Origin of the sequence: Pseudonocardia acidicola (assembly GCF_012911935.1) — a bacterium.
Classification (GTDB): domain Bacteria; phylum Actinomycetota; class Actinomycetes; order Mycobacteriales; family Pseudonocardiaceae; genus Pseudonocardia; species Pseudonocardia acidicola.
Genome location: NZ_JAAXLA010000044.1, coordinates 39,580 through 55,995 on the forward strand (window position 1 = coordinate 39,580; position 16,416 = coordinate 55,995).

Genomic DNA, 16,416 nt, shown 5'->3' on the forward strand with positions numbered 1-16,416 from the left:
GCGCCGTGGCCTGCGGAGACGGCTCGAGGGTCGCTCGATCAGGGAGTCCGGGCCACCGCGAAGATCCGCCGGAACGGGAACCACGTCGTCCCGTCCGCGCCCGCCGGGTACGCCGCGCGCAGCCGCGGCGCCAGCTCGGCGCGGAAGGCCGCCCAGCCCGCGTCGTCGAGCGCGTCGCGGACCGGGCGCAGCGCCGTCGAGGTGATCCAGGCCAGCACGGGATCCTCGCCGGTCAGGCGCTGTACGTAGGTGCTCTCCCAGACGTCGACATCGGCCCCCGTGCCCGCCAGCAGCTCGGCGTACTGCACCGGCGACGGCACCGGCTCGTCCCCCCGGTCAGGCACCGCGCCCCGCCACCGCGGCTCGGCCAGCAGCTCGCGGACCAGGGCGTGCGACGGCGCCTCGACGTTGCCGGGTACCTGCAGCGCGAACCATGCCCCGCGGGGCAGCGCCGCGATCCACCGTGGCAGCAGCTCGGGGTGCGTGGGCACCCAGTGCAGCACCGCGTTGGTCACGACCACGTCGGTGTCGGGGCCGGGCATCCAGTCGACGACGTCGCGCAACTGCGCCGCGACCCCGCGGGTACGCGCCGCCGCGACCATCTCCGGTGAGGAGTCCAGCGCTTCGACCGTCGCGTCCGGCCAGCGCGCCGCAAGCACCCCGGTCAGGTGCCCGGGCCCACACCCCAGGTCGACGACGCGTCGCGGCGCCGTCGCCCCGACCCGGGCGAGCAGGTCGTGGAAGGGCCGGGCACGGTGATCGTCGAAGGCGAGATACCGCGCCGGGTCCCAGGTCGTGTCGCTCATGGGGCCAGCTTGCGCGCCACGTCGGCGGCGACCTGCCGCACCACGGCCTCGTCGGTCCCCGGGTCGGCGCGCACCTGCAGCACCGTTCCGTCCCGGCCCGGGACCTTGCGCTGCAAGAACCAGGCACCGCCGCCGGGCAGCTCGCGGTGGTGCCGGAAGCTGATCGACCCGGTGACGCGCTCGTGCACCACCTGCGGCACCCGCCCGGGCTCGGCGAGCCGCAGCGGGCGCGGCGGCCGGTCGACGATCAGCATCGCTCCCCCGGCGTCCCCGGACTCCTCGGCCTCGACCAGCACGATCGTGCCGCCGGACCAGGTCGCCTTGCTGATCAGGTGCCAGCCGATCCGGCGCGGGGCGTCACCGGGCAGCCAGACACCCCACGACGTGGCGACGACGTGCCCGCCGCCTGCGATCCCGCCGACGGCCAGCACTCGTTCTTCGGGCTCCAGCCGGCCGCCGAACCCGGCGGGAAGCTCATCGCGCCCGGTGAACCGGGCGACCACGCGCGCGAGAAGACCCACTACACCGCCCCCATCGCCTTCTCCCGCAACGCGATCCGGTACTGCTCCAGCGGCACGAGGTCACCGAACAGCTGGTGGTAGGCGTCGGCCTCCTCCAGCGGATTGGTGCGCTGCAGACGCGACTTCAGCTCCGCGACCTGCGCCTCCACCAGCGCCAACCGCACACCCGCGACGACGCTGGCCACGTAGCGGGCCTCGTCGGTGTTCTTGCGCGGCAGCTCCAGCGGCTCGACGGCCAGCTCACTGACCAGCCGGCGCACCTCCGGCGGGCACTGCGCGCCGACCGCCTCCAGCCACGCCGGGCCCTGCAGCCCGCTGCACACTCCCCCGGCCGCCTGCACCGCGCGGTGCACCCCGGCGAACGCCGGGTGGGTGAAAGCCTGCTCGGGCAGCTCGTCGTAGGTCGGCCCGGCGATCGAGGGGACCTGCAACGCGGCCTTGAGCGCCTCGCGCTGCAGGTGCAGCCGGGGGTCGTCCTTCGGCGGCGGCGCCGGTGCCTCGCGCCTGCCGCGGATCCGCTCGGGCGCGGCGCCCGCGCTCTCCCGCACCCGCCGCACGACCATCGCGATGTCGTCCCAGCTGGTCCAGCCGGCGAGCCGGCGCGCGTACTCGTCGCGCAGTTCTTCGCGGCGGATCCGGGCGACGAGCGGGATGGTGCGCTGCAGCGCGGCGACCCGGCCCTCGGCGCTGTCCAGATCGTGCTCGCGCAGCATCGAGCGGATCGCGAACTCGAACAGCGGCTCCCGGCGGGCGACCAGGTCGCGCACGGCGGTGTCACCGTGGTTCTGCCGCAGCTCGCAGGGATCCTGGCCGTGCGGGGCGATGGAGACGAACGTCTGTGCGGCGAAGGACTGGTCCCCCTCGAACGCCTTGAGCGCGGCCGCCTGGCCCGCGGCGTCGCCGTCGAAGGTGTAGATGACCTCGCCGAGGTCGAACGAGTCGTCGCCGATCAGCCGGCGGATCACACTGATGTGCTCGGCGCCGAACGCGGTGCCGCAGGAGGCGACGGCGGTGGGCACGCCCGCGAGGTGCATGGCCATCACGTCGGTGTAGCCCTCGACCACGACCACCTGCCGGCGCTTGGCGACCTCCCGCTTGGCCAGGTCGAGTCCGAACAGGACGTGAGTCTTGCGGTAGACCGGCGTCTCGGTGGTGTTGAGGTACTTGGCCTCGATCTGGTCGTCGTCGAACAGCCGCCGGGCCCCGAAGCCCACCACGTCGCCACCGAGGTCGCGGATCGGCCAGAGCAGCCGGCGGTGGAAGCGGTCGATCGGGCCGCGCCGGCCTTCCTTCGACAACCCGGCCTTCATCAGTTCCTCGAGGGAGAAACCGGCGGCGAGCAGGTGCTTGGTGAGCGTGTCCCAGCCGGCCGGCGCGAACCCGCAGCCGAACAGCTGCGCAGCGCTCGCATCGAAGCCGCGGCTGGTGAGGAACTGAACGGCCGGGGCCGCCTCGGGGGTGCGCAGCTGGGCGGCGTAGAACTCGGCGGCCTTCCTGTTGGCCTCGAGCAGCCGGGAGCGAGTGCCCCGGTCGCGCTGCACGGAACTGCCGCCGCCCTCGTAGACGAGGCGGACCCCCACCCGATCCGCCAGCCGCTCCACGGCCTCCACGAAGCCGACGTGCTCGATCTTCATCACGAAGTCGATGACGCTGCCGCCCTCGCCGCAGCCGAAGCAGTGGAACGTGCCGTGCGTCGGGCGGACGTTGAACGACGGGGTCTTCTCGTCGTGGAACGGGCACAGGCCCTTCAGCGCACCGGCCCCGGCGCGGCGCAGCGCGACGTAGTCGCCGATGACCTCTTCGATGCGGGTGCGGTCGCGGACCTCGGCGATGTCGCTGTCCCTGATCCGGCCCGGCACGGGGGTGAGTCTAGTTCCCCGCCGGTCGCCGCCTGCGTCACGCGGTGGGAAACCCGCACGGCTCCGGCCGCTGATCCGGCGATCACCCGGCGCAGGACGAGTGGACCGGCCGCACGGCGACCCTGGAACCCGGACGGTCCCGCTGCGCCGCAACGACCGCGGCGCCGGGCGTCCCCGGCGCCCCGGTCGGCAGCGCGGCGGCACGGCGGCCCTGGTGCGGCAGCAGCGGCACGGCGGCCATGATCAGCATCAGCAGAATCCCGGTGCCGCCGCCGAGAAACGCGCTGAGGTCCGCGAACGTCGTCATGACGACGACTCTGCCCGCGCAACCTGTGTGTCACCTCGGTCGCAAGGATGGATCCTCCATGCGCGCATCGGTCGTCCGGCCGAGGCGGGCGTAACGTCGCGGCGTGCCCGCAGACGTGGCCGCCCTCGAGGAGCACCGCGCCCATCTGACCGGCATCGGCTACCGGCTCGCCGGGCGCGGGCTGGGCCCCTGGTGGTGAACGGCGAGCTCGGGTTCGGTATCCCGCCGACCTCAGCGGGGCCGGTCGCCGCGGTCCTGCCCTCGGTCGCCGACGGCCGGATCGTCGCGCTCCACCAGGTGATCAAGCCGGACAAGCTTCGCGGATTGTGACGCATCCGGCGCGCTCCGCCGCGTGTCGTTCGCCCGGCCGCGGGCCGGACCCGGACATGATCCGGCGGTGCGTGCAGTCAGTCGTGTTCGGATGGTGCAGGCGCTGCTGACGGCGGCGCTGGTGATGCTGCTCGGCTCTGGCTGTGCCGCGTTCCCCGACGGGTTCGCGATCACTGCGCCCGACGCGGGGGCGGCCACCCCGACGGCCACCGGGAACGCGGCCACCGCGCTGGCGAGTCTGCCCGTGAAGGGCCGCGCGCCGAAGACCGGCTACACCCGCGACCAGTTCGGGCCGAGCTGGGCCGACGTCGACCGCAACGGCTGCGACCAGCGCAACGACGTGCTCGCCCGGGACATGACCGACGAGACGTTCAAGCCCGGCACGCACAACTGCGTAGTGCTCACCGGCCGGCTGCACGATCCATACTCCGGCAAGGACATCGCGTTCACCCGCGGCCAGGACACGAGCAGCGCGGTGCAGATCGACCACGTCGTCGCACTGTCCAACGCGTGGCAGACCGGAGCCCAGCAGCTCGACCCCGCGACCCGCCAGCTGCTCGGCAACGACCCGCTGAACCTGCTCGCCGTCGACGGCCCGCTCAACAATCAGAAGGGCGACGGCGACGCGGCCACCTGGCTGCCGCCGCAACGCGGCTACCGCTGCACCTACGTGGCCCGCCAGGTGGCGGTGAAGGTCAAGTACCACCTGTGGGTCACCGCGGCGGAGCGCGACGCGATCAACGAGATCCTGCAGCGCTGCCCCGGCGAACCGCTGCCGGCGGAATCAACCGTGCGACCGGCACCGGCCGCCTGAACCCCGGCCGGGCGCTACAGCCGCACCCGGCACGCCGCGTCGAAGCCCTGGTCGGTGATCCCCAGGGCGTGGTTGGCCCGGGCGCGCATGTTCTCCAGCGCGATCGCGGCGGTCAGCTCGACGAGCCCGGCTCGGCCCAGCTCGGCCTCCAGTTCGGCGACCTGGCCGTCGGTCGGTGGCGGGCAGGGCCGTCATGGCGGCGGCGCAGGCCGGCGCGAGCCGCTCCACCGGCTCGTACAGCGGACTGGTCCGATACTCGTCGATGTGCCGCAAACGGCCGGCGTCGAGGCCGTCGAGGCGCTGCAGCATGGTGCCGAAGTCGACGCACCACGAGCAGCCGACGACCGTCGCGACCCGGTAGACGGCGAGCTCGCACAACCGGGCCGGCAGCACCGTCGACGCCCTCTCGTAGGCCAGTTCGGCCACCATGCCGGTCCAGAACAGCGTCCGGTGGTGCCGGGCGACCGCGAACGGCTCCGGCACGTCGCCGAAGCGACGCCGGGCCAACCGGTACACCAGCCGAGCCGCCACACCGGCGTCGTTCTCCGGTACCGCAGGGATGCGTGCCATCTCGTCCTCCTCGCTCGTCGCTGTCGAGGGGTGGACGGGACGCGGCGACGATTCGTGACGGACTGTGTACGCATCACTCCCCGGGCATCGGCAGCCCGATCGAGCGGGCCCACAGCCGGGTGAGCGTCGCGATGGACTCCTCCTTGTCGAGGTCCTGCCCCATGACCAGCCAGAAGTAGACGTACTGGGTGACCATCGAGTTCAGCGCGTGCGCGGCGAGCTCGGGGTCGAGCTTCGGATCGGCCAGCCCCCACTCCTGCAACCGCCGGATCCCGCCTGCGGCTCGGGCGACCGAACGCTGGCGCAGCTCGAGCCGGTAGCGGCGCAGCTCGTCGTCGAACGAGGCGACCTGTTCGAACAGCGCGAGCAGCCGCCGGTCGCGCTGGAAGAGCTCGATGTAGCGGCGGTTCGACTCGTCGATGCGCCGCACCGCCTCCTCCGCGGTGGGGGCGCGGCCGTCGGCCCGCGACTCCGACGGACGCCCGGGCGCGTAGAGCCCGCTCTCCATCACCTCGTTGATCAGGGTGCGGAAGGCCTCGGCCTTGGAGTCGAAGTAGGTGTAGAAGGTGCCGTGCGCGGTGCCGGCCCCGGCGGCGATATCGGCCACCCGGGCGTTGAGGAACCCGTCGCGCTCGAAGACCGCGCGGGCCGCCGCCAGCAATTGCTGGCGGGTGCGGCGCCCACGCGCGGTGCTCGGCTGGTCGCCGATGCTCGCGCGCCGCTGGCTGCCCACACCACTGCCCACGGCCGCCGCGGACGGCCGGATCTGAGCCGGAATGCCGGTGACCGGCGGCGCGGGCCCGGCGGGCTCGCCGGAGCGGCGCGTCATCGCGCCAGGATGACATGCACAATCCTCACCCGAAAGTCTTGTAGTCGACATCGACGTCGACTTACGGTGTTACCCGGGCCACAGCGATCCGCACCCGGCCCACCGGATGGGACGGCGTCGCTCACACGGGCGCTGCACCGCTGTCCACCAGGGGAAACAGCACCGGACGACCGCCTTGCAGGCGCGCTCGACGGCGCCCGCGACGAGGAGGTCCGGGAGTGACCGACACGGTCAGCGCCACTCGGACGGGGGGCGCCCACACGGCACCGTCTCCCGTCGGCCCGACCGACTGGAACCGGGTCTTCCGGCCCCGCGCGGTGGCGGTGCTCGGCGCGACCGGTCGCCCGGACAGCCCGATGGCCCGGCCGCTGCGCTGGCTCGCCGACCGCGGCTACACGGGGCGGGTCTACCCGGTCAATCCCAAGTACGGCGAGCTGGCCGGGCTGCCCTGCTACCCCGGCCTCGCCGACGTACCCGGGCCGGTCGACCTGGTACTCGCCCTGGTCCCGGCCGGACACGCCGTCGACGCCGTGCGCGAGGCGGGCGCGGCCGGCGCCGCGGCGATCGTGGTGTTCGCCTCCGGGTTCGCCGAGACCGGTCCCGACGGTGCCGCACTGCAACAGCGCCTCGTGGAGACCGGCCGGCAGGCCGGCGTCCGGGTGCTCGGGCCCAACTGCCAGGGCATCGTCTACACGCCGGCGCGGCTGTTCGCCACGTTCTCCGCGGCGGCCGAGCGGCCGCTCGCCGGCAGCTGCGGGATCGCCTACGTCGGACAGAGCGGCGCCGTGGGCGGGTCGGTGCTCGACATCGCCGCCGAGCGCGGACTCGACCTCACCGCGTGGGTGAGCACCGGCAACCAGGCCGATGTGGACCTCACCGATATCGGCCGGCACCTCGTGCGCGACCCCGAGGTCAGCGTGCTCACCGTCTACGCCGAGTCCGTTCGCGACGGCGCCGCCTACGAGCGGCTCGCGGCGGAGGCCGCCGCGGCGGGGACCGCGCTGGTCGTGCTGCGTTCGGGCCGGTCCGCGGCAGGGCGCCGGGCGGCGGTCTCGCACACCGGGGCGATGCTCGGCGACGACACCGCGTTCACCCTGGTCTCGCGGCGGCACGGCGTGGTGCTGGTCGACGACGTCGAGGAACTGCTGGCCGTCGCCACCGTGCTGCGCGGGCAGCCCCGCCCGGCCGGACGGCGGATCGCCGCGGTCAGCACCTCCGGGGGCGCCGGAATCCTCGCCGCCGACCGCTGCGAGGGCCACGGCCTGACGCTGCCCGAGCTTGCCCCGCACACGCAGGAGAAACTCGCCCGGCTGGTGCCCGACTTCGGCGCGCTGGCCAACCCCGTCGACGTCACCGCGCAGCTGTTCAACCGCGGCGAGCGCGCGTTCGGCGAGGTCTGCTCCATCGTCTGCGCCGACCCGCAGGTCGACGCGCTGCTCGTGCTGCTCACGATGGTCACCGGCGACGCCGCGGTCGACCTCGCCGAGGATCTCGCGGCCGCGGTCGCAGCGACCGACGTGCCGTGCTCGGTGGTATGGCTCGCCGGCCAGGACCAGACGACCGCCGCCCGCGCCGTCCTCGGCGCCGCCGGGATCCCGGTGTTCTCCTCCATCGCCGTCGCGGCGCGGGTGGCGGGGGCACTCGCGCCGCCGGCGCAGCCGGGCACCGGCGCCGCGCCACCCCGCTCCCCCGTCATCCCCACGCTGCCCACCGAACTCCCCGGAACCGGGCTGCCCGCAGACCAGGCCGGCTGGGCGCTGCTCGACGCGCTCGGCGTGCCACGACCGGACGGCCGGCTCGCCCGCACCCCGTTCCAGGCCGCGGAGGCCGCCCACGCACTGGGCGGGACCGTGGCGATGAAGGTCGTCGCGCCCGGGCTGGAACACAAGACCGACGTCGGCGGCGTCCGGCTCGGTGTGCCGGCCGACCGGGCCGCCGGCGTGTTCGCCGAGCTCGCCGGCGCGGTCGCCGACCCCGACGGCGTGCTCGTCCAGCGGATGATCCCCGCCGGACTGGAGCTGCTCGTCGGCGCCGCCGGCGGGCAAGACGGCTGGCCGCCGGTGCTCACCGTCGGCCTCGGCGGGACCGGCACCGAGGTGCACCGCGACCTGGCCACCGCCCTCGCCCCGGTCACCCCCGAGGCGGCGCTGGCGTTGCTGCGCGAGCTGCGGTCCTGGCCGCTGCTCGCCGGGCACCGCGGCGCGGCCCCGCTCGACGTCGCCGCCGCCGTCGAGGTGCTCGTCCGCGTCGGGCGCGCCGTCGCCCACTGGCCGCAGCTCGCCGAGCTCGAGATCAACCCGCTCATCGTCGGGCCGGCCGGGGCGGGTGCCGTCGCGGTGGACGTGCTCGTCGCCACCCGGAAGGACATGGAGCGCTGATGGGCTCGATCGTGCTGGAGAAGTCCGACGGGATCGCGACCCTGACCGTCGACTCGCCGGAGGTCCGCAACGGGCTGACCCCGCAGATGGGCCGCGAACTCGTCGCGGCCTGCGGGGAGATCGACGGCACCGGGCCGCCGAGATCGGGATGGCCTGGGCCGCGGTGCCCGACGACGAGGTCGAGGCCACCGCGCAGCGGCTGGCCGCCGCCCCGGCCAAGGATCCGGCACTGGCCCGCGTCCTCGCGCTGACGCGCCCGTGCGCGGAAATAGCTGCTCGGGCGACTATTTCCGCGCACGGGCTGCGCCGCCACCACCGCCGTGCTCGCGAGCTCGGCTTCACCGATGACGAGGTGACGCAGTTGGCCCGGTAGGGCGCTGCGGTCACCGCCACCGAGACAGGGAGCAGCCGATGATCTTCGCCCCGACCGTGCTCACCCCGGAGGAGGAGCGGCTGCGGCTCGAGGTCAGGGAGTTCCTGGCCGCCGAGCTGCCCCCGGACTTCCGGCCCGGGTTGGGCCTGGGCGGCCGGCACGACCCGGAGTTCTCCCGCAAGCTGGCCGCCCGCGGCTGGGTCGGCATGTCGATCCCGACCGAGTACGGCGGCGGGGGCCGCACCCCGGTCGAGCGGTTCGTCGTCGTCGAGGAGTTGCTGGCCGCGGGCGCGCCGATCCTGGCGCACTGGGTGGCCGAGCGGCAGACCGCACCCACGCTGCTCGCCTTCGGCACCGAGGAGCAGCGCCGCTGGTTCCTGCCCCGGATCGCGGCCGGTGAGTGCTGGTTCTCCCTGGGCATGAGCGAACCCGACGCCGGCTCCGACCTGGCCTCGGTGCGCACCGCCGCCACGAAGGTCGACGGCGGCTGGGTGCTCAACGGCACCAAGATCTGGACCAGCGGCGCGCACCTCAACCACTTCTTCGTCGTGCTGTGCCGCACCTCCCCCGCCGAGGACCGCCATCACGGGCTGTCCCGGCTGATCGTCGACCTGCACGCCGACGGGCTGAAGGTGTCGCCGATCCACTACCTCGACGGCAGCCACCACTTCAACGAGGTCGTCTTCGAGAACGTCTTCGTGCCCGACGACCGGGTGCTCGGCGACGTCGGCGCCGGCTGGCACCAGGTGACCTCCGAGCTGGCCTACGAGCGGTCCGGCCCGGACCGGTACCTGTCGGTGTTCGGGCTGCTCACGCACTTCGTCCGCGAGTTCGGCGGGTCCCTGGACGACGCGCAGCGGGCCGCCGTCGGCCGGGCGTCGGCGAAGCTCTGGGCGATCCGGCAGCTCTCCCTCGCCGTCGCCCGGTCGCTGGAGCGCGGCGGGGCGCCGGCGATGGAGGCGGCGCTGGTCAAGGACATCGGCACGGTCTACGAGCAGGAGGTGGTGGAGGTGCTGCGGCACGTCGCCGGTCAGGAGATCGACCCGGGCGGGCCGGGCGTGTTCGAACGGTTGCTCGCCGAGGCGGTGCAGACCGGGCCGGCGTTCACGCTGCGCGGCGGCACCACCGAGGTGCTGCGCAGCATCGCCGCCAAGGGGCTGGCCCGATGACGACGGACGCGGACCTGGTGGCCGAGGCCGTCGGCGAGCTGCTGCGCGACCGCTGCACGCAGGAGACCGTGGCCGCCGCCGAGCAGAGCGGGTGGGCCCCGGAGCTGTGGGATGCGCTGGCCGCAGGCGGGTTCCCGTGGATCTCGGTCGACGAGGACGCAGGCGGGGCCGGTGGTTCGGTCGCCGAGGCGTGCGCGGCCCTCGAGCAGGCCGGGCGCTACGCCGCGCCGGTTCCGCTGGCCGAGACCGGGCTCCTCGCCGGCTGGCTGCTGTCCCGGGCGGGACTGGAGGTGCCCACCGGTCCGGCGAGCACGGCGCCCGGGAAGCCGATCACGTTGCGCCGCAACAGGAGTGGCCACAACAGGAGCGACTGGATCGCCTCCGGGTCGGTGGCCCGGGTCCCATGGGCCCGGGAGGCGTCGCGGCTCGCGCTGCTCGGCCGGGCGGAGGGGATCACGGTGGTCGTGTCGATCGACCCGGCACTCGCCCGCATCGAGCCGGGCACCAACCTGGCCGGCGAACCGCGCGACACCGTGCACCTCGACGGCGTCCCGATCGCCGACGCCGACGTGGCCGCCGCGCCCACCGGGGTCGACCGCGACGCGCTCGTGCGGCGCGGGGCGCTGTCCCGGGCTGCCCTGATCGCCGGCGCGGCCGGGCGGATCCTCGACATCACCGTGACCTACACCGGCGAACGGGTGCAGTTCGGCCGTCCCGTGGCGCGCTTCCAGGCCGTCGGTGCGCACCTCGTCCGGCTGGCCGAGCAGACCGAGGCGGTGCGGATGGCGGCACGCGTGGCGGCGGCGAACTCACGCGCCGGGGGCGGGCCGTCGTTCTTCGACGTGGCCGCCACGAAGACCGTCGCGTCCGAGGCGGCCGGGGTGATCGCGGCCGCGGCGCATCAGGCCACCGGGGCGATGGGCATGACCCGGGAGTACGAGCTGGGCCAGCTCACCCGGCGGCTGTGGTCGTGGCGTGAGGAGTACGGCGGCGAGCGGTGGTGGAGCACCCGGCTCGGCGGCGCGCTGGCCGAGGCCGGGGCCGCCGCGTTGTGGCCGACGATCGCCCATGGGGTTCGCGCGTGCGCGTCGCGGTGAGGACCGAGAACGGCCTGCGCGTCGCCGTCGCCGACCGGGTCGCCACCGTGACCCTGGACCGCCCCGAGCGGCTCAACGCCCTGTCCACCGGCCTGCAGGCCGACCTGGTCCGCGCGTTCGACGGTCTCGACGCCGACGACGACGTGTGGGCGGTCGTGCTCACCGGTGCCGGGGAGAAGGCGTTCTGCTCCGGCGTCGACCTCAAGGAGGTCCGGGAGAACGACACCGGGCCGGCGCCCGGGCTGCGGCCGATGGCCGGGTTCTCGCGCAACGTGTTCGAGACCGTGCTGGAGTGCGGCAAGCCGACGATCGCGGCGCTCAACGGCTGGGCCCTGGGCGGGGGCTGCGAGCTGGCGCTGGCCTGCGACATCCGGTTGGCGGCCGAGCACGCGCAGATCGGGCTGCCGGAGGCCAAGCGCGGCATGGGCGCCAACTTCGGGGTGCACCTGCTGTCCCGGATCGTGCCGCGCGGTATCGCCTACGAGCTGCTCTACACCGGGGAGGCGATCAGCGCGGCGGAGGCGGCGCGCTGGGGGCTGGTCAACCGGGTCGTCCCCGGCGCCGAGCTCGCCGCCACGGCCGCCGCGCTGGCCCGGCAGATCGCCGGCAACGCCCCGCTGACCGTGCGTCGCTACAAGGCCGCGATCGGCAAGGGCGGCGAGCTGCCGCTGGCGGCGGCGTTGCGGCTCGGCGTCGGGCCGGACCCTTACCACAGCGCGGACCGGGTCGAGGGCGTCGCCGCGTTCGTGGAGAAGCGCCCCCCGGTCTGGCTCGGGCGCTGACGCGCTCGTGCGCGGAAATAGTCGCGGGAACAGCGTTATCCGCTCACGGGCGCCGTAGGCGCCGGTGCCAGGCCACGGCCTGCTGGTCGGTGAGCATCGCGATCTGGTCGATCACCACCCGCAGCCGGGCGGCGTCGTCCGGGGCCGCAGCCCAGTCCTCGGCGCGGACCGGGTCCAGGGTGTTCGGGGCGCCGGCCAGCAGGGCCGCCGCAAGCTCGGCGAGCAGTTCGCGCTGGCGGGCCTGCATCGCGAGCCGATCGGGGTCACTCATCACGTAGCGCAGCGCGACCGCCTTGAGCAGTGCGACCTCCGCCGCCGCCCGCGGCGGCACGACGAGGTCGGCGGTGTAGCGGCGCAGCGGGAGCCCCCCGTAGGTGTCCAGCGTCGCGTCGCTCGCCGCCCGCACGAACCGCCCGACGAGCTCGCTGGTCAGCCGCTTGAGCGCGACGTGCGCGCTGCCCGGCGCGGACGGGGCGTGGAACCCGCGCACCGCGTCGACCGCCGGCAGCGCCAGCAACTCGACGGCCGCGTCCTCGAGCGCGCCGGCGTCGGCGCCGAAATGCGTGACGGCCAGCACGGCCAGCGCCGCCCGCTCCCCCGGCGAGCCCAGCGCGGCCAGGTCGATGCGGCCGGCCAGGATCCCGTCCTCGACGTCGTGCACCGAGTAGGCGACGTCGTCGGACCAGTCCATGATCTGCGCCTCGAGGCTGCACCGGCCCTCCGGGGCGCTGTCGCGCACCCAGTCGAACACCGCGCGGTCGGCCTCGTAGACACCGAACTTGCGGGTGTCCCCGCGGCGGCCCCAGGGATACTTGCACGAGGCGTCCAGGGTGGCCCGGGTCAGGTTCAGGCCGCCGGCGTCCTCGCCGTGCCCGACCTTCGGTTCGAGCCGGGTGAGGATCCGCAGGGTCTGCGCGTTGCCCTCGAACCCGCCACAGGCCGCGCCGACCTCGTCGAGCGCCCGTTCCCCGTTGTGCCCGAACGGCGGGTGCCCGATGTCGTGGGCGAGCCCCGCGGTGTCGACGACGTCGGGATCGCAGCCCAGCTCGTCGGCGATGCCGCGGCCGATCTGGGCGACCTCGAGTGAGTGCGTCAACCGGGTGCGCGGGATGCCGGTGACCTCGGCGCCCTCGCCCGGCCCGACCACCTGTGTCTTCCCGGCGAGCCGGCGCAGCGCCGCGGAGTGCAGCACCCGGGCCCGGTCGCGGGCGAACGGGCTGCGTCGCCCGACGCGCTCGCTGCGCCCCTGCTCGGCGCGCTTGGTCGGTTCCGGGTGCAGCCGCTCCCGGTCGTGCTCGGTGTAACCGGAGGTGGTTCCCGTTCCGGCCGCACCTGGCGTGGAGATGGTCATCGCGTGGCCGTTCTCCGGGCTATCCCAGCCCGGTGGTCTCGGTGTCCACGGATGCGTGGGTCAACCGGTAGTACAGCAGGGCTGCGGTCTCGCGGACGATATAGCGCGCCTGGGTCTCCCGGGTCTGCACGACCGGGCCGCTGCGGGTCGGCGACGTCCACGCCTCGAGCCCGCTGTCCTGCGCCATCGTCCGGGCCCGCAGCGAGTGCCACGGGTCGCTGACGATCAGCGTGGTGCTCCAGCGGTCCCGCGCGGCGACCGCGGCGACGGCCTGCATGCTGGCCAGGGTGTCGGAGCCCTCACTCACCGGAACCACCGCGCTGGGCGGCACCCCGCGGTCGACGAGGTAGCGCTCACCCGCCTGGGCCTCGGTGTAGACGTCACCGGTGCGACGGCCACCCACGGTGATGATCCGCGGCGCCAGGCCCTGCTGGTAGAGCGTCAGGGCGTGCCGCAGCCGGGCCGCGAAGACGGGGCTGGGGTTGCCGTCGTACTGCGCCGCCCCGAGCACGACGACCGCGTCGACGTGCCGGTCGCCGTCGACCCGCGCGATCTGCCACACCCGGAACGCGGTGCCGCCCACGAGCAGCGCCACGATGAGCACCGCGCCGACCAGCAGCCGCCGCGGCCAGCGGAACCACGCCCGCCGCGGGGGCCGGGGCTCGCGGTCCTCCGTGGTCTGCAGCGGGACCGTCGGCTCCTCGGCGGTGATCGGGTCCGGGCCGGAGGAGGGCGAGCGCCGCGATCCGGCCGCGGGCGCGCTCACCCCCCGATCCGGCCGTCGGTGCCGGCGAGTGCGGACGCGCTGCGCCCGGAACGGGCGGCGATGACCTGGGCGACGATCGACACGGCGGTCTCGGCCGGCGTGCGGGCGCCGAGGTCGAGCCCGACGGGGCCGTAGATCGAGGCGATCTCGTCCTCGCTCAGCCCGGCGGCCAGCAGCCGCTCGCGGCGGGCGGCCTGGGTGCGCCTCGAGCCCAGCGCGCCGATGAACCCGCGGCTGCGGCGCACGCCGTCGATCAGCATCACGTCGAAGGACGGGGCGTGGTCGAGCAGTACCACCACGTCGGCGTCGGAGAAGTCTGCGACGGCGGCGCGCGCGTCGTCGAGATCGGTGACCCGGCGGCCGCCCCAGCCGAGCAGCGCCGCCTGCGCGAGCAGCGCGTCGCCGATCGCCCCGGAGCCGACGACCAGCACCGACGGCACCGGAACCCACAGGTCGAGCAGCAGGTCGGTGCCGGCGGCGCTGATCCGCTCGGTGACGGTGGCGCCGCGGCGCAGCAGGCGGCGGGCCGCCTCGACGGCGGCCTGGTCGACGCCCGCGTCGCCGAGCGAGCCGTGCACCTGCTCCAGCTCGGGACCGGCCAGCACCAGCACGGCCGTGCCGTCCGCGGGGGACACCAGCGCGGCCGGGAGCCCGCGCTCGAGGGCGGCCCCCAGCACGGCGGCCTCGGCGGCCGGCAGCGGGTGCCCGAGCAGGGTCGCGCCGCCCGCGCAAGCGAGCCCGGCCGCGACGGCCGGCGCCTCGGTGACGTGGACGTTGCGGGTCTGTGGGCCCTCGGCGGCGGCCGCAGCCAGCGGCACGGCGGTGGCGTCGAGCGCGCCGAGGTAGAGCAGGCCCGCGGTGGATCCGGACGAGGTGCCGGCGATGAGCTGCCCGGACTCGACGGTGCCGAAGCCGTGCCGGTCGAGCACCCGGACGACGCCGATCGGGGCACCGGCACCGCCGGCTGGGCCAGCGGCGCCGTGGCCGGCCCAGCGCTGCAGAGCAGCACCGAGCTCGCGGCGGGGATCCGGGGACGGCACGGACGGCGGCACGGTCGCGGCGGTCACACCGGTCAGGGTAGCGAGCCGGGGACCACCCGGGCGGGACGGTCGCCGGGCGGGCCTACGACCAGCCGCGCTCGTCGGCGATCCGCACCGCCTCGGCCCGGTGGGCGCCCCGCACGGCGTCCACGAGTTGCTCCGGCGGGGAGTCCTTGACCACGAACCCGACCGCCCCGGCGCGCAGTTGCGCGTTGGCCCGGATCAGCCCGAACAGCCCGAACAGCCCGAACAGCCCGATCATCGCGAAGGTCATGGCCAGCAGGGCACCCAGCGCCCCGGTGCGCCGGGGCAGCAGCGCGATCACCGCGACGACCAGGAAGCCGACGGTGCAGAGCGCCCCACCGCCCCCACCGCCGAACCCGGCCACCATGTGCAAGTAAGGATTCGGCAATGAACTCGAAAAGTTCCGGGCGGCGATATGGGGCATTGCACTGAAAGTGCCGTACTCGTCGTCCGGAATGCCCCCCTGATGCAGGTAACACTCGTCTGGGATCTACCGAGTGTTCATCCGAGATCGACCTGGACGTGCTCGGGCGGGGCCGGCGCGTGCAGCGATTTCCTCGCACCCACGGCCTCCATGCGAAGCCACCAGGCGATGGCCGGAGCCCGCTCCGGCCCCTTCGCCGGCGGCCGCGCCCGGCCCGCCACCCCGAGGAGCATCGATGCGGCGACATCATCGATCGTTCGTGGCGCACCTCACCGCGGTCCTGGCCGGACTCGGCCTGCTGGTGGCACCACCGCTGGCCGGGGTGGCCGCCGCGGCAGGCGCGGCCGCCTACGTTCAGGGCACCGCCTTCACGACGGCGGCCCGGGTGGCGTCGACGACCGCGCCGCTGGCCGGGGCCGTCGGAGCGGGGGATCTCCTGGTGGGGTGGTTCGCCCAGTACAACGCCGCCGGGCAGGTCCAGGTCTCCGACGACGTCAACGGGCCCTGGACGCGGGCATCGGGGGCGACCGCGTTCCAGAACGACACCGGCGACATCGCGCTGTACTACCTGCCCAACTCGAAGGCCGCCGCGGGCGGGCTGCACGTGACGGTCTCGGCCGGGGCGGCCGCGTACTTCCAGGGTGCGCTCGCGGAGTACTCCGGCGTCGCCGTCAGCGGCCCGCTGGACCAGGTCGGGTCCAACCGCGGCGTCGGCACCGCCGTCGACACCGGCCCCGCGCCCGCCGTCCCCGCCGGCGAACTCGTGTTCTCCGCGCTCGTGACGGGCGGCAACCCCAGCGGCACCAGCCCCGGCTCGGGCTACACCGCCCGGGCCCACACCGGCACCGGCTCCGCGTTCGCCGAGGACGTCCTCAGCAGCACCGCCGGCGCCCAGCACGGCACCGCCACCCTCGGCGCCGCCACCGACTGGTACGCCGTCGCCGCAACCTTCCGCGCCGCCACCCCCGCTGACACC

At 74.8% G+C, this 16,416-nt stretch carries 16 protein-coding genes and 2 pseudogenes; 8 read left to right on the forward strand and 10 right to left on the reverse strand.

Annotated elements, in window-relative coordinates:
• Nucleotides 1-38: 38 nt before the first annotated feature.
• The 4 genes from HF526_RS21700 to HF526_RS21715 form a co-directional block, all read right to left on the reverse strand.
• Complete coding sequence (locus tag HF526_RS21700) at nt 39-806, reverse strand: trans-aconitate 2-methyltransferase (RefSeq protein ID WP_169383389.1); 768 nt, start codon at nt 804-806, stop codon at nt 39-41.
• A complete protein-coding gene (locus tag HF526_RS21705; RefSeq protein WP_169383390.1) occupies nt 803-1,327 on the reverse strand; it encodes a hypothetical protein in 525 nt (174 codons plus the stop codon). Before HF526_RS21705 ends, HF526_RS21700 begins: the two co-directional genes overlap by 4 nt.
• Entirely contained in the window at nt 1,327-3,186 is a 1,860-nt protein-coding gene (gene dnaG / locus HF526_RS21710; RefSeq protein ID WP_169383391.1) for a DNA primase, read from the reverse strand. The genes HF526_RS21705 and dnaG overlap by 1 nt, the downstream gene beginning before the upstream one ends.
• An 82-nt stretch (nt 3,187-3,268) precedes the next feature.
• A complete protein-coding gene (locus HF526_RS21715; protein ID WP_169383392.1) occupies nt 3,269-3,493 on the reverse strand; it encodes a hypothetical protein in 225 nt (74 codons plus the stop codon).
• A gap of 192 nt (nt 3,494-3,685) precedes the next feature.
• Between HF526_RS21715 and HF526_RS21720 the strand changes: the two genes are divergently transcribed.
• A complete protein-coding gene (locus HF526_RS21720; protein WP_169383393.1) occupies nt 3,686-3,823 on the forward strand; it encodes a hypothetical protein in 138 nt (45 codons plus the stop codon).
• Between the two features lie 67 nt (nt 3,824-3,890).
• On the forward strand, nt 3,891-4,637 hold the full coding sequence (locus HF526_RS21725; RefSeq protein WP_338051650.1) for an HNH endonuclease family protein: 747 nt from the start codon (nt 3,891-3,893) through the stop codon (nt 4,635-4,637).
• A 14-nt stretch (nt 4,638-4,651) separates the two neighbouring features.
• On the opposite strand, the pseudogene HF526_RS35580 reads toward HF526_RS21725, so the two are convergent.
• Together HF526_RS35580 and HF526_RS21735 are read right to left on the reverse strand one after the other, a co-directional pair.
• Nucleotides 4,652-5,207 (reverse strand): annotated as a pseudogene (locus HF526_RS35580) (carboxymuconolactone decarboxylase family protein).
• 73 nt (nt 5,208-5,280) lie between these two features.
• Nucleotides 5,281-6,036, reverse strand: coding sequence for a TetR/AcrR family transcriptional regulator (locus HF526_RS21735; protein ID WP_169383394.1), 756 nt, complete (start codon nt 6,034-6,036; stop codon nt 5,281-5,283).
• Nucleotides 6,037-6,254: 218 nt separating this feature from the next.
• Here HF526_RS21735 and HF526_RS21740 point away from each other — a divergent pair, with 218 nt between their 5' ends.
• The 5 genes from HF526_RS21740 (at nt 6,255) to HF526_RS21760 (ending at nt 11,835) form a co-directional block, all read left to right on the forward strand.
• Nucleotides 6,255-8,414 (forward strand): acetate--CoA ligase family protein, encoded by a 2,160-nt coding sequence (locus HF526_RS21740; protein ID WP_211177604.1) that lies wholly within the window; start codon nt 6,255-6,257, stop codon nt 8,412-8,414.
• A 148-nt stretch (nt 8,415-8,562) separates the two neighbouring features.
• Nucleotides 8,563-8,787 carry a hypothetical protein gene (locus HF526_RS21745; protein ID WP_169383395.1) on the forward strand — a complete coding sequence of 75 codons (225 nt, stop codon included), beginning with the start codon at nt 8,563-8,565 and terminating at the stop codon, nt 8,785-8,787.
• Between the two features lie 38 nt (nt 8,788-8,825).
• Complete coding sequence (locus tag HF526_RS21750; protein WP_169383396.1) at nt 8,826-9,956, forward strand: acyl-CoA dehydrogenase family protein; 1,131 nt, start codon at nt 8,826-8,828, stop codon at nt 9,954-9,956.
• Complete coding sequence (locus HF526_RS21755; protein ID WP_169383397.1) at nt 9,953-11,053, forward strand: acyl-CoA dehydrogenase family protein; 1,101 nt, start codon at nt 9,953-9,955, stop codon at nt 11,051-11,053. The genes HF526_RS21750 and HF526_RS21755 overlap by 4 nt, the downstream gene beginning before the upstream one ends.
• The gene (locus HF526_RS21760; RefSeq protein WP_338051651.1) at nt 11,038-11,835 is read left to right on the forward strand and encodes an enoyl-CoA hydratase/isomerase family protein; all 798 of its coding nucleotides are present in this window, start codon (nt 11,038-11,040) and stop codon (nt 11,833-11,835) included. Before HF526_RS21755 ends, HF526_RS21760 begins: the two co-directional genes overlap by 16 nt.
• 43 nt (nt 11,836-11,878) lie before the next feature.
• Here HF526_RS21760 and HF526_RS21765 read toward each other — a convergent pair whose 3' ends face one another.
• The 4 genes and pseudogenes from HF526_RS21765 to HF526_RS37500 form a co-directional block, all read right to left on the reverse strand.
• On the reverse strand, nt 11,879-13,186 hold the full coding sequence (locus HF526_RS21765) for a deoxyguanosinetriphosphate triphosphohydrolase (RefSeq protein WP_169383398.1): 1,308 nt from the start codon (nt 13,184-13,186) through the stop codon (nt 11,879-11,881).
• A 19-nt stretch (nt 13,187-13,205) separates the two neighbouring features.
• Nucleotides 13,206-13,871, reverse strand: a complete 666-nt coding sequence (locus HF526_RS21770; protein ID WP_239028988.1) for a YdcF family protein — start codon at nt 13,869-13,871, stop codon at nt 13,206-13,208.
• Nucleotides 13,872-13,948: 77 nt separating this feature from the next.
• Nucleotides 13,949-15,019 (reverse strand): XdhC family protein, encoded by a 1,071-nt coding sequence (locus tag HF526_RS21775; protein ID WP_338051652.1) that lies wholly within the window; start codon nt 15,017-15,019, stop codon nt 13,949-13,951.
• A gap of 85 nt (nt 15,020-15,104) precedes the next feature.
• Nucleotides 15,105-15,197 (reverse strand): annotated as a pseudogene (locus tag HF526_RS37500) (DNA-binding response regulator); the annotation flags it as partial.
• Nucleotides 15,198-15,675: 478 nt separating this feature from the next.
• Between HF526_RS37500 and HF526_RS21785 the strand changes: the two are divergent.
• The coding region (locus HF526_RS21785; RefSeq protein WP_211177606.1) for a hypothetical protein at nt 15,676-16,416 on the forward strand (741 nt) is incomplete at its 3' end.

Coding starts and splice junctions, on each gene's coding strand:
- HF526_RS21700 (WP_169383389.1), bottom strand. CDS start 806: ATGAGCGACACGACCTGGGACCCGGCGCGGTATCTCGCCTTCGACGAT.
- HF526_RS21745 (WP_169383395.1), top strand. CDS start 8,563: ATGGCCTGGGCCGCGGTGCCCGACGACGAGGTCGAGGCCACCGCGCAG.
- HF526_RS21735 (WP_169383394.1), bottom strand. CDS start 6,036: ATGACGCGCCGCTCCGGCGAGCCCGCCGGGCCCGCGCCGCCGGTCACC.
- HF526_RS21755 (WP_169383397.1), top strand. CDS start 9,953: ATGACGACGGACGCGGACCTGGTGGCCGAGGCCGTCGGCGAGCTGCTG.
- HF526_RS21750 (WP_169383396.1), top strand. CDS start 8,826: ATGATCTTCGCCCCGACCGTGCTCACCCCGGAGGAGGAGCGGCTGCGG.
- HF526_RS21765 (WP_169383398.1), bottom strand. CDS start 13,186: ATGACCATCTCCACGCCAGGTGCGGCCGGAACGGGAACCACCTCCGGT.
- HF526_RS21715 (WP_169383392.1), bottom strand. CDS start 3,493: ATGACGACGTTCGCGGACCTCAGCGCGTTTCTCGGCGGCGGCACCGGG.